This is a genomic window from Kocuria salsicia (assembly GCF_039532055.1).
GTDB lineage: Bacteria > Actinomycetota > Actinomycetes > Actinomycetales > Micrococcaceae > Kocuria > Kocuria salsicia.
Genome location: NZ_BAAARF010000013.1, coordinates 43,427 through 55,585, shown reverse-complemented (window position 1 = coordinate 55,585; position 12,159 = coordinate 43,427). Strand labels below are relative to the sequence as shown.

The 12,159-nt window shown below is 70.8% G+C and carries 11 protein-coding genes; 5 read left to right on the top strand and 6 right to left on the bottom strand.

Annotated elements, in window-relative coordinates; translation table 11 throughout:
* Window positions 1-9: 9 nt before the first annotated feature.
* The gene (locus ABD264_RS11310; RefSeq protein WP_144943212.1) at window positions 10-1,227 is read right to left on the bottom strand and encodes a sarcosine oxidase subunit beta family protein; all 1,218 of its coding nucleotides are present in this window, start codon (window positions 1,225-1,227) and stop codon (window positions 10-12) included.
* 83 nt (window positions 1,228-1,310) lie between these two features.
* A complete protein-coding gene (locus ABD264_RS11305) occupies window positions 1,311-2,435 on the bottom strand; it encodes a YkvI family membrane protein (RefSeq protein WP_144943213.1) in 1,125 nt (374 codons plus the stop codon).
* Window positions 2,436-2,917: 482 nt separating this feature from the next.
* Here ABD264_RS11305 and ABD264_RS11300 point away from each other — a divergent pair, with 482 nt between their 5' ends.
* Window positions 2,918-3,220 (top strand): hypothetical protein, encoded by a 303-nt coding sequence (locus ABD264_RS11300; protein ID WP_186366758.1) that lies wholly within the window; start codon window positions 2,918-2,920, stop codon window positions 3,218-3,220.
* 9 nt (window positions 3,221-3,229) lie between these two features.
* Window positions 3,230-3,805: a P-loop NTPase family protein gene (locus ABD264_RS11295; protein ID WP_344206117.1), complete on the top strand. Its 576-nt coding sequence runs from the start codon at window positions 3,230-3,232 to the stop codon at window positions 3,803-3,805.
* A gap of 113 nt (window positions 3,806-3,918) precedes the next feature.
* On the opposite strand, the gene ABD264_RS11290 is transcribed toward ABD264_RS11295, so the two are convergent.
* Both ABD264_RS11290 and ABD264_RS11285 read right to left on the bottom strand, forming a co-directional pair.
* A complete protein-coding gene (locus ABD264_RS11290; protein ID WP_144943216.1) occupies window positions 3,919-5,574 on the bottom strand; it encodes a thiamine pyrophosphate-binding protein in 1,656 nt (551 codons plus the stop codon).
* Window positions 5,571-7,016 (bottom strand): sodium:solute symporter family protein, encoded by a 1,446-nt coding sequence (locus tag ABD264_RS11285; protein ID WP_145011743.1) that lies wholly within the window; start codon window positions 7,014-7,016, stop codon window positions 5,571-5,573. The genes ABD264_RS11290 and ABD264_RS11285 overlap by 4 nt, the downstream gene beginning before the upstream one ends.
* A gap of 212 nt (window positions 7,017-7,228) precedes the next feature.
* Between ABD264_RS11285 and speB the strand changes: the two genes are divergently transcribed.
* Both speB and ABD264_RS11275 read left to right on the top strand, forming a co-directional pair.
* Window positions 7,229-8,266 carry an agmatinase gene (speB, locus tag ABD264_RS11280; protein WP_144943218.1) on the top strand — a complete coding sequence of 346 codons (1,038 nt, stop codon included), beginning with the start codon at window positions 7,229-7,231 and terminating at the stop codon, window positions 8,264-8,266.
* Window positions 8,263-9,447 carry an aminotransferase-like domain-containing protein gene (locus tag ABD264_RS11275; RefSeq protein ID WP_144943219.1) on the top strand — a complete coding sequence of 395 codons (1,185 nt, stop codon included), beginning with the start codon at window positions 8,263-8,265 and terminating at the stop codon, window positions 9,445-9,447. The genes speB and ABD264_RS11275 overlap by 4 nt, the downstream gene beginning before the upstream one ends.
* Window positions 9,448-9,457: 10 nt before the next feature.
* Here the strand turns inward: ABD264_RS11275 and ABD264_RS11270 are convergent, their stop codons facing one another.
* A complete protein-coding gene (locus ABD264_RS11270) occupies window positions 9,458-10,822 on the bottom strand; it encodes a CoA transferase (protein WP_344206115.1) in 1,365 nt (454 codons plus the stop codon).
* A 65-nt stretch (window positions 10,823-10,887) separates the two neighbouring features.
* Between ABD264_RS11270 and ABD264_RS11265 the strand changes: the two genes are divergently transcribed.
* Window positions 10,888-11,370 carry a MarR family winged helix-turn-helix transcriptional regulator gene (locus ABD264_RS11265; protein ID WP_344206113.1) on the top strand — a complete coding sequence of 161 codons (483 nt, stop codon included), beginning with the start codon at window positions 10,888-10,890 and terminating at the stop codon, window positions 11,368-11,370.
* 135 nt (window positions 11,371-11,505) lie between these two features.
* On the opposite strand, the gene ABD264_RS11260 is transcribed toward ABD264_RS11265, so the two are convergent.
* Window positions 11,506-12,120, bottom strand: a complete 615-nt coding sequence (locus tag ABD264_RS11260; protein WP_094393379.1) for a malonic semialdehyde reductase — start codon at window positions 12,118-12,120, stop codon at window positions 11,506-11,508.
* Window positions 12,121-12,159 lie beyond the last annotated feature (39 nt).

The following is a 12,159-nucleotide window of genomic DNA, read 5'->3' as shown; positions in this document are numbered from 1 at the left end:
TGTGCACGGTCAGTGGGCCACGGCGGCGGCGCCGTGCTCGTCGATCAGGACACCCGTCTCGAAGCGTTCCAGGCAGAACGGCTCGTTGAGAGGGTGGGGCTCGTCGGTGGCGATCGTGTGCGCGAAGGCGAAGCCTGCCCCCGGGGTGCCCTTGAAGCCGCCCGTGCCCCAGCCGCAGTTCACGTACATCTGGTCCACCGGTGTCTTGGACACGATCGGGGAGGCGTCCAAGGTGACGTCCACGATCCCGCCCCACGTGCGCAGCACGTGCGCCCGGGCGAAGATCGGGAACAGCTCCACGGCCGCTGCCATCTGCTCCTCCACCACGTGGAACGCCCCGCGCTGGCCGTAGCCGTTGTAGGCGTCCACGCCCGCACCCATCACCAGCTCGCCCTTGTGCGCCTGGGAGACGTACACGTGCACGTGGTTGGACATCACCACCGTGGGGTGGACAGGCTCGTGGAGCTCCGAGACGAGCGCCTGCAGCGGGTGGGACTGGATCGGCAGGCGGAAGCCCGCGAGCTCCGCGAGCACCGAGGAGTGCCCCGCCCCGCACAGCCCCACCTTGCCGGCGTTGATCCGACCGCGGGAGGTCTCCACCGCCACCACGCGCTCGCCGTCCTTGACGAAGCCGGTGACCTCGCAGTTCTGGATGATGTCCACACCCATCTGGTCGCACTTTCGCGCGAACGCCCACGCCACGTGGTCGTGCTTGGCGATCCCCGCGCGCGGCTGGTACGTGGCGCCCATGACCGGATAGCGCAGCTCGTCCGACGTGTTGATGATCGGGCAGAGCTCCTTGACCTGTTCCGGTGTGATCCACTCGGCGTCGATCCCGTTGAGCTTGTTCGCGTTGACCCGGCGCACCGACTCGCGGACGTCCTGCAGGGTGTGAGCCAGGTTCATGACGCCGCGCTGGGAGAACAGGAAGTCGTACTCCAGCTCTTCCGGCAGCCCCTCCCACAGCTTCAGAGAGTGCTCGTACATGGCCGCGGACTCGTCCCACAGGTAGTTCGAGCGGATGATCGTGGTGTTGCGCGCCATGTTCCCGCCCGCGAGCCACCCCCGCTCGAGCACCGCGATGTTGGTCATGCCGTGGTTCTTCGCCAGGTAGTACGCGGTGGCCAGCCCGTGCCCGCCGCCACCCACGATGACAGCGTCGTAGGACGGCTTCGGGTCCGGGTTGTGCCAGAGGAAGTCCGGGTGCTCCGGGAGCAGATCGGCCATGTGGTGCTCCGTTTCGGTGTTGAGGGTCGGGTGCGGTTCCCCGGGATGGGGGTGGACGACGTCGTGGACGTCCTGCGGTTGGGTCAGGCGCGGCGGGTGCGCGCGGTGCGGGTCAGGGACTTCACGAGCATCAGGGTCAGCAGCAGGATGCCCACGTAGCCGTTGACCACGTAGACGATGTTGACCATCAGCGAGAACGGCAGCACGAGACCCACCAGGGTGCCGATCGCTGCGAGTGCGAGGGTGAGGTACTTGAAGGGCAGGGACTTCTCTGGGAAGAACCGGGAGGAGACGGTCCACAGCAACGGCACCGCCGTGGTGTAGATGCCTGCGAGGATGATGAGTGAGAAGCACGAGGCGACCACCGGACCGAGATCCGAGGCGAGCACGAGCATGGGAATCTCGGTGCCGTTGACCGCCTCGATGTTCGCCAGCAGGCCCAGGCCCACGACCATGCAGGCCACGGAGAAGGAGACCCCGCCGAGCACCGCACCGGAGTGGGCCTCGCCGCGGCTGTGTGCGGTCCTGCCCAGTGCGGTGAGGAACGCGGCGAGCCACAGCATGCAGAAGCCCACATAGGACAGCCCCGCCAGCACCCAGTTGCTCGACGCGCGGGTGAGGTCCAGTTCCGGCAGCAACGCGTTGCCGTCGGCGATCCCGCCCGGGTTGCGAATGATGCCCAGGATCCCCAGGACGATCGCTATCACGACGATCAGCGGGCCGATCTTGCCGATCACGTCCACCAGCCGGTCCAGGCCGAACCACACGGTCAGTCCCACCACGGCGGCAAGCCCGATCCCGCCCACGTACTTGGACAGTCCGTAGTGCTCCTGGAACACAGCGCCCGCCCCGGCCACCATGACAGTGAAGCTCAGGAATACGAACAGAACGGAGAAGTAGTCGAAGAACACTCCCAGGTGGCGGCCGCAGTAGTAGCGGAAGATCAGCGACGGCCGGTCGAACTTCTCGCGGTGGCCTGTGGTCAGGAACTCCACGGCCACGTAGGTGATCAGCACCAGGACTACCAGGCCCGTGCCGAAGACGCCCCAGTAGCCGTAGGAGGTGAAGTACTGCAGGATCTCCTGGCCGGTTGCGAAGCCGGACCCGATCAGGAACGCGACGATCGCTCCGGCGTACGTGAGGATGCGCAACGAGCTCCTGGTCTCGACGGTGTCCAGCTGCGTGGAGGGTGACGCGGTCTGTGCCATGGTGACGTTCTTTCCCGAAGGGGGGTGCTGGCCGGACGGTTCCGGTGGTGGCGAAGGGTTTTGTCGATCACTGATATATCTGTGTTCTGAGTACGGTATGTGATGCGGCCCACCCCGTCAATGCCCCGAGGTCAGGAGCAGGCGCCCCGCACGGGTGCGCAGAACATCTGAGGCACAACTTGCCCAGGGAACGCGCCGCGGGGCGGGCATGTCCTGCCCCAGATGTTCAACGGCGGGGGGTCCTGCGGGCGTCGTTGGCCTGGGGACATGAACAGCCGCTCGTTCTCATGCCTGCCCGTGCGGCCGGATCGAGGAGCACGGCCTGAACTCGCTGCCGCGCGCAGAGAGGCCGGCCACTGTTCCCGCGGTGCGGCAGGTGCTGGACGAGGGCCTCAACCTCGGGCCGCTGACCGTCTGGGTGGGTGAGAACGGGGCGGGGACGCCCACCCTGGTGGAGGCCGTGGCGGCAGTTCGGTCTCAGCGTGGACGGCGGCGCGCGGGACCAGGTGCTGCACCGGACCCGGGTGACCGAGTCTGGACCCGGCGACCGTCCGCAGCTCGTGCGCGGGGTGGTTCTCTGCACGCACTCGCCGGTCCTCGCCGCCCTGCCTGAGGCACGCAACTACGAGCTCGGCGAGTGGGTTCTGCGCCCCAGCGAGTACGACGAGCTGGAGATCACCTGGCACCTCTTCCTGGACGCACCCCAGCGATCCCCTCGGCGGGTCGGCCTGCGTGGTCGATCCGCTGAGCCCCGTGGGCTGCGCAGTATGTTCGCAACGGCATAGGCTCGCCCCATGACCGCCGCCCCGCCCTCACCATGCCGGATCCTCGTGGCCGGGGTGAGCGGCGTCGGCAAGACCACCCTGTGCCGTGAGATCGAGCGGTGCTCCGGCATCCCGCACACCGAGATCGACGCCCTGTTCCACGGCCCCGGCTGGATTCCGCGCCCCGAGTTCTCGGCGGACGTCGCGCGCCTGGCGGCGGGCGGTTCGTGGGTCACCGAGTGGCAGTACGACGCCGCACGGCCGGTTCTCGCCGAACGCGCCGACACCCTGCTGTGGCTCGACTTCCCGTTCTGGACCGTGACCTTCCCACGCGTCGTCCGGCGGACCGTGCGGCGCAGCCTGAGCCGCCAGAAGCTGTGGAACGGCAACACGGAGGGGTCGCTCCGTACTCTCTTCACGGATCCGGAGCACATCATCCGCTGGGCGGTCGCGAGCCGTCACAGCTACCGGGAGCGCATTCCCACCCTGGCGGAGACGGCCCCGCACCTGCGCGTGCTGCGCCTGCGTCACTCCCGGGAGGCGCGGGCATGGGTCTCCACCGTCTGGCCCGCGGGGACGGACACCAAGGATGGACCCCGCAGGTGAGCTCGGCCCGCCCGATCACCCACCCCATCCGGGGACAACATTTGGGGCGCGACATGTCCGCCACCCAGCAAACCCGCCCGGGGCGGGAGGTGGGCACGGGGCAGCGCCAGCTCTCAGATCTTCAGGTGCACCAGGCTCGGGCCCTTCGTGGCGAGGGCCTTCTGCACGGTCTCCGCGAGGGTGTCCATGGTGGCGGGGAACCCGGTGGCGCCGAAACCCTCCGCGAGCTTCACCCAGTCCGGCTGCGCGAGGTCAACGGCCAGGGGGTCGATGTCCCGGTCCAGCATGTTCTGCCGGATCTCCCCGTAGCCGCCGTTGTCCACGCAGATCACGGGCAGGTCCAGGTTCAGCTCCACGGCGGTCATGAGCTCCTGGATGGAGAACATGAGGGCGCCGTCCCCCACCAGGCACACCACCGGGCGCTCGGGCGCGGCGAGCTTGGCACCCACCGCCGCGGGCAGCCCGTAGCCGAGCGTGGCGTACGTGCCCATGTACAGCAGCGAGTGCGGCTGGGGTGCGCGGAAGAACGTGGTGGAGCCCATGTACGTCACCTGCGAGGAGTCCCCGGCCAGGATGGTGTCGTCCGGGACCACCTCCATGATCGTCTCGTTGAGCGCCGCGAGGTCCGGGGCCCAACGCCGGCCCTCCTCGTCCATCGCCTCGAACACCGAGCGCAGGTCCCGCTCCGGGCGCGGTGCGGCGTCGGCAGCCGCGGCGCGTAGCCCGTCCAGCAGCTGGGGGACGACGGCGGCGGCGTTGCCGGGGACCTCCACGTCCGGGGAAAGATTGCACAGCATCTGGTCGCGCATGATGTCCACGCGAACGATCGGGCCCTGCGGGGTGATGTCCCCGCCCCACAGCTCGGCCTCGCCCACCTTGGATCCGATCACGAGCAGTGCGTCCGCTGAGCGCATGAACTCGTGGGCGGTGCTCAGCCGCAGGTCCGCGCCCAGGGACAGCCGGTGCTTCTCCGGGATCGCGCCCTTGCCGTTGGTAGTGGTGATCACCGGGGCCTCGAGCAGCTCGGCCAGCTCCAGCAGCCGCGGTCCGGCAGCGAGCGAGCCTCCGCCGGCCAGGATGACCGGGCGCTCACTGGCCGCCAGCGCCTCGACGGCCGCGGCGATGTCGTGCTCCGGGGCGGGCGTGGGCTCACCGAGGGGGCGCGGTGCGGTGGCCGACTCGGGGACGTCCGCCGCGGTCTCGAGGATGTCCAGCGGGATCTCGATGTGGATGGGCCGCGGGCGCGAGTGTGCGAAGTCCCGCATGGCGTCGTGGATCATGGTCACGGCCTCGGCCCCCGAGGTCACGCGCCGAGAGACGCCTACGATCGCGTTCACGGCGGCGGAGGGATTCTTGGTCTCGTGCAAGGAGCCGATGTCCCGGAAGTCGTGGCCCACGGGGCGCCCGGGGGAGAGCAGGATCATGGGCCGGGACTCTGCGTAGGCGGTCGCCGCGCCGGACAGGGAGTTGAGCAGGCCGGGTCCGGACGTGGTGATGACCACCCCAGGCAGCCCGCGCACCTGGGACCAGCCGTCCGCGCCGTAGGACGCGCCCTGCTCGTGGCGTGTGGTGATCGCACGGATTCCCAGCGAGCGCAGCGGCCGGTAGAACTCGAGCGAGTGGGTGCCGGGGATGCCGAACACGGTGTCAATCCCGTAGCCGCGCAGCGTCTCCAGCACCGCGGTGGCCACGGTGCGCTCCGGGCGTGTGACGTCCGCGCCGGCCCCGGGGGTCTCGGGTGCCGTGGTGATGGTGCTTTCGGTGCTCATGCCTTGGACTCCTGAATCCGACGGTTCCATTCCTGACTGATCTCCGGCGTGGTGGGCTTCGTGGCGAGCGAGACGGCCACGAAGACGACGGCAGAGGCGAGCAGTCCCATGTAGATGGGTGCGTTGGCGAGCACGCCGTAGACCACCATGCCCACCACGGTGGCGACGACGCCCGCGGCCATCGACCACATGGCACCCGCCGCGGTGCCCCGCTTCCACAGCAGACCGCCCAGCACGGCGACGAGCAGGCCGCCCACCAGCAGGTCGTACGCGATGGTCAGGGCCGTGACCGTGGAGCTGACCAGCATGGACATCACCGTGATGACCAGGCCGACCACCACCACGTAGACGCGGTCCTTGAGGACGGACGCGTCCTCGGAGCGGGCGCGGGCGATGTCGTCGTCGGGGGCTCCGAACAGGCCTAGGAGGGTGGGGACCACGTCCACGCGCGCCACCGTGGCTGCGGCGATCGTGGCCCCGGAGGCCGTGGACATCATGGCGGCCACACCGGCCGCGAGGACGATCCCGCCGAGACCCGCCGGCACGTGCTCCTGGGCCATGGTGGCGAACGCCTCCTCGGGGACGGCGAGGTTCGGCAGCACGGCGGCCGCGGCGGTGCCGATCAGTGCGCCGGCGACGCCGTAGAGCGCCACGTACGTGGCGGAGACGAGCCCACCCCAGCGGGCGACGCCGGGCGAGCGGGCCGTGAACACGCGCTGCCAGATGTCCTGCCCGATCAGCATGCCGAAGCCGTAGACCACGAACTGCGTGAGGATCGCCTGGAAGCCCATGGAGCTGACGGCGAAGTAGGAGGCGTCCAGCCGCTCGCGGATCCCGGACCAGCCGCCGCCGGCGGCCAGCGAGAAGGGCAGGAGGATCGCGAAGATGCCCACCGTCATGAAGAGGAACTGCATCAGGTCCGTCAGGGTGATGGACCACATTCCGCCGAGCACCGAGTAGGCGATCACCACCGCACCGCCCAGCAGGATGGCCCAGGGCCGCGAGATGGGGAACAGCACGGAGAAGATCGCCGCGTAGGCGGCCGTGGAGGTCACCGCGATCATGAGCGTGTAGGCGAGCATCACGAACGACGACGCCGTGGCGCCGCCCTTCGCGCCGTAGCGCAGCTGCAGCATCTGGGAGACGGTGAAGACCTTCAGGGACTGGATGCGCGCGGCGAAGAACAGGCTCAGCACGGCGAGCCCCACTGCGATCGCGACCACGAGCCACATCCCCGAGATGCCGTACTGGTAGCCGAGCCCCACTCCGCCCACGGTGGAGGCGCCACCGAGGACCACCGCCGCCATCGTGGAGGTGTAGAGCCCCGCTCCGAGGCGGCGTCCGGCCACGCGGTAGTCGGTGGCGGTGCGTGCACGGCGTGCCGCCCACAGCCCGACCACCACCATCACGGCCAGGTAGAGCACGATCACGAACACGTTCACAGGGGATCTCCTCGGAGCCGCGGCGAGGCTCTGCTCGCCTGGCGGGCAGGATCGCCCGCGCACGCAGATGTGGCGCTAGGGTTTGCACCAGGTCACAAAAAATATCACCCTGGCCCGGCCGGGCGGCGCCGGACACCGTGCGGCGGGACGTACGGCCCGCCGTCGGCCGCGGAAGGGCTTCCCGGGCGATCCTCGGGGCGGAAGGAGACACGGTGGAACCGGAACGCATTGTCGAGACGAACGCGGCGGGCGAGGAGCGGGTGGGGCCCGTGGACGCGGCGCTGACACCCCGGTGGGCCGGGCCCGCCACGTTCGCACGGCTGCCCCGCACGGACCAGGTGGAGCACACGGACGTGGCCGTGGTGGGCGTGCCCTTCGACTCGGGGGTCTCCTACCGCCCGGGCGCGAGGTTCGGGCCGAACCACGTGCGCGAGTCCTCGCGGCTGCTGCGCCCCTACAACCCCGCGCAGAACCACTCGCCGTTCGCGAACCTGCAGGTCGCGGACGCCGGGGACCTCGTGGGCAACCCGTTCGACATCCGCGAGGCCATCGACTCCATCGAGAAGGGCGCCAGGGAGCTGATGGGGGAGGACACCAAGATCGTGGCGATCGGCGGTGACCACACCATCGCCCTGCCCCTGCTGCGCGCGGCGCACTCGCGCCACGGGAAGGTGGCGCTGCTGCACTTCGACGCCCACCTGGACACGTGGGACACCTACTTCGGGGCCGAGTACACCCACGGCACCCCGTTCCGGCGGGCGTTCGAGGAGGGCATCATCGACACCGACGCCGTGATGCACGTGGGCACCCGCGGGCCCCTCTACGGCACCCAGGACCTCGAGGACGACTCCCGGTTCGGTTTCGAGATCGTCTCCTCCGCGGACGTGCTGCGCTCCGGCGTGGACGCCGTCGTCGAGGCCCTGCGCGAGCGCGTGGGCGACCGCCCCCTCTACATCTCCCTGGACATCGACGTCCTGGACCCCGCCCACGCCCCCGGCACGGGCACGCCCGAGGCCGGTGGCATCACGAGCCGCGAGGTGCTGGAGATCCTGCGTGGGCTGCGGGGCCTGGACGTGGTGGCGTGCGACGTTGTGGAGGTGGCTCCCGCCTACGACCACGCCGAGCTCACGGGCATCGCCGCCGCGCACGTGGTCTACGAGCTGCTCTCCCTGATCAGCCTGGGCGCCGATGCCGCGCCGGACGGCCCCGCGTACGGCATCTCGGGCGCGCGCTACGGGGACGCGAAGTGACGGGGTTCGCGTCCCGCGCGGACGAGTTCCGGCCCTCCCCGGTCCGCGCCGTCTTCGAGGTGGCACGGGACCCGTCCGTGGTCTCGCTGGCCGGCGGCAACCCGGACCTCTCCGTGCTGCCCGCGGACGCCGTGGGGGACATCGCGTCCCTCCTGCTGCGCGGGCGCGCCGGGGAGATCCTGCAGTACGGATCCGGCGCCGGCATGGACGGGCTGCGCGAGCTCGTGGTGAAGCTCATGGCGCGCGGTGGCTCCACGGTCACCGGTGCAGACATCCTGCCCACCACCGGATCACAGGCCGGGCTGGACCTCGTGACCAAGCTCTACTGCAACCCCGGGGACGTGATCCTGGCGGAGGGCCCCACCTACGTGGGTGCGCTGGGCGTGTTCGGGGCGTACGAGGCCGAGGTGCAGCACGTGGCCATGGACGAGGACGGGATCGTTCCCGACGCCGTGGCGGAAGCCCTCGACGCGCTCGCCGCCCAGGGCAGGCGGGTGCCGTTCGTGTACGTCATCCCGAGCTTCCAGAACCCCACCGGCGTGACCATGCCGGAGGAGCGCCGTCGCGAGCTCGTGGCGGTGTGCGCGCAGCGGGACGTGATGATCGTGGAGGACGATCCGTACGCGCTGCTCGCCTTCGACCGCAGTGAGCCGGTGCCGTCGATGCACGGGATGGACCCGGAGCACGTGATCCACCTGGGCAGCTTCTCCAAGATCTTCGCCCCGGGCCTGCGGGTCGGGTGGATGGCCGCACCCCCGGAGGTGCGCGGGCGGCTGCAGATCGCCGGGGAGTCCGTGGTGATCCACCCGTCCAACCTGGCGCAGTCCCTCGTGACCTCGTGGGTGGGCTCGGAGCACTGGGAACCCGCGCTCGACAGCGCCGTGGCCCTCTACCGGGAGCGCTGGGAGGCCATGAACGAGGCCCTCACCGAGTACATGCCGCAGACAGCATCCTGGACGACGCCGAGCGGCGGGTTCTTCACGTGGGTCACCGCGGAGGAGCTGCGGGGCAGGGACATCCTGGCCGAGGCCGTGGCCCACGGGGTGGTGCTCGTGCCGGGCTCCGCGTCCTACATGGACGGTCGGGACTCCGACGCCGTGCGCCTCGCCTTCTCCGGCGTGGCCCCGGCCCGGATCCGCGAGGGCGTCAGGCGCTTCGCGGAGGCGCTGCGCGGGGACTGAGTCCGCCGCGTCACCACGTCAGCGGCGGGTGGACGGGTGGTCTCCGCCCGTCCACCCGCACCGGGGAGGGGACGCACCGCACCGTCCCCTCCCCGGTGCGCAGGAGAACCGTCTGGGCCTCACCCACTGCATCCTCCGAACCCCGGTGTGTTGAGGGCACCGGGGCGCCCAGGAGCACCCGTGCGGTGCGCTCCAGGGACAGGTGGGCGTGGCCCGCGGTTCCTGCCGCGAGCAGCGCACATGCCGCGGCGGCCATGCCATAGCCCGTGGCGTGGTCCAGCGCCTGGACGGGCAGCGCACCCGGGCGCCACACACCGTCGTCCCCGGTGCGGCCGCAGCGCACGGCGATCCCGCTGGCCGCCTGCACGATGCTGTCGAAACCGCGCCGCCCGCCGCGCGGACCGGCCGACTCCCACGCGCTCAGCTCCACGTGCACGAGGTGTGGGAAACGCTCACGGACCGTGGCGGCGTCGAGTCCCAGGGCGGTCAGGGAGCCGGGGCGGTAGCCGGTGAACAGGACGTCCGCGCCCGCCAGGACCTCGGTCAGCTCGGCGGCCTGCCGCGGATCGCTGAGGTCGCGGGCGGCGCAGCGCACGCCGAGGTCCGTGTCCAGGTGCTGACCTGTCGATTCGGGCATGACCGGCGGGTCGATGCGCAGCACGTCCGCGCCGAGCGCCGCGAGGAACTTCGCGCCCGTGGGCCCGGCGATCACGCGCGTCAGGGAGACCACGCGCACCCCGTTCAGGGGACCTTCCGCGGCGTCGGGGGCCGACGTCGCAGCCCACGGCCCCGCTGCGGGGCGCGCTGCACGCGGTCCCCCGGTGACGTCGACGTCGCCGGGGGAGATTGCGAGCCACGGCCCCGGGGCGCTCGTGGCCCCGCGCCGCCACGTCTCCTCGTCGACCACGGCCGCTGCGACGCCCTCGGCCGCGACGACCCGGGCCTCCGCGTCCCGGGAGGTGAGACGGGCGAGGGCGCCCGGGAGGGCGTCGTCGTCGTCGATCCGGAGGGCGCGGAACAGACGCGACCGGTGGTGCGGGTAGTTGGCGTGCGTGCGCAGCCAGCCGTCCGCGGTGGGGAAGAACCCCGATGCGGGCGCGAAACCGGGGACCGGGCGGCCATCGATGCGCAGGTGGGTGATCGACCCGAACGCGGCAACCACCTCGGGCAGACGCGCGCCGATATGGAACGTCTCTCGGCCGGTGGCCCGCGCGAACTCCTGGGCGGAGGCGGCGGCCAGGCCCACGCTCGACGTCGCCAGCCCCTGGACGTCCATGGGTCCGGGCCAGAAGTCTGCCCGGCCCGTCACCACGGCGCCGGCGCGCTCGTGGAGACCGTCCACCACGCCGTCGAGTGCTGTCAGGATCTCGTCCACGGCTCTCGTCTCCCGGTCGGTTCTCGCACGGAGGTCCGCACCCGTCGAGGATAAAATACGGAGCCATGATGGCTTCCCCCGGACCCGCTCCCGACGACGACCGCGCCCGGGCCGTGCTGCGCGCACACCGGCTGCGGGAGGTGATGCGCTACAGCGTGTATTTCCTGCGGCGCATGGAAGGGACCCGGGAGCTGACGAGCCAGCAGATTAGCCTCCTGACCATGCTGCGCCCCGGGGGCCTGCGGATCACGACCATCGCCGCGAACATGGGCGTGCGGGTCTCCACGGCGACTCAGAGCGTGGACCGGCTGAGCAGGGCGGGCTACGTGCGCCGGGACCCGGACCCCACGGACGCCCGCGCCGTCCTCGTGTGCCTCACCCCCTACGGGCTCACGGAGCTCGCGCTCGAGGACCAGCAGCGCAGCGACAGGGTGGCGGACGCACTGTGCGTACTCTCCCCGCGCGAGCTGGACTCGCTGGACGCTGCCCTGCCGGTGCTCGCGAAACTGGCGAGGACTCAGGGTGCGGGTGGTGAGACGTCGCGGTAGTCCGCGGGGTTCCGAGCGGTGCGGGTGAGCAGGCGTGCGGGGCCGGATGTGCAACGGGGCCCGGTGGCGAACCCCTCGGCTCACCACCGGGCCCCGGCCACGGTGCGTCGTGTCAGTGCCTCGCGAGACCTCGGCTCAGAGGGTCTCGGCCACGTCCTCCATGTCGAAACGGGGGCTGCGATCGTACTCCGGTGCGACGGGGTGACCCAGGTTGACCACCACGATGGAGCGCTTGCCCGTGCCGGCGAAGAACTCGGCGTCCACAGCCATCGGATCGAAGCCGGTCATGGGCCCGGCGGCCAGGCCCACGGCGCGGGCGGCCACGATGAAGTAGCCCACCTGGATGTGGGAGTTGGCCTTGCCGCTGGTCAGGCGCAGGTCCTCGTTCTCGTCGTACATGCCCTGCAGGTGCGGGGCGGCGGGGAGGAACTGGGGGAAGCGCTGGTGCCAGTTCTCGTCGTAGGACAGGATCGCCGTCAGCGGCGCCTGGCGGGTCTTCTCCTGGTTGCCGCCGCTCATGTGCTGCACCAGGCGCTCACGGGCCTCGGGGGTCTCCACCCAGGTGATGCGCAGGGGCTGCGAGTTGAACGCCGTGGGGCCCATCTTGGTGAGGTCGTAGATCGCCCGCTTCTCATCCTCGGTCACCGGATCCTCGGTGAAGTGGCTCGCGGTGCGGGCGTCGATGAACAGGCGCTCGGCGTCCTCGGAGGAGATGGCGAGGGGCAGTTCCTCGGTGGTCACGGTCGTCATGGGGGTCCTTCCATCAGGCGGGTGGACAGGCCACCCGAA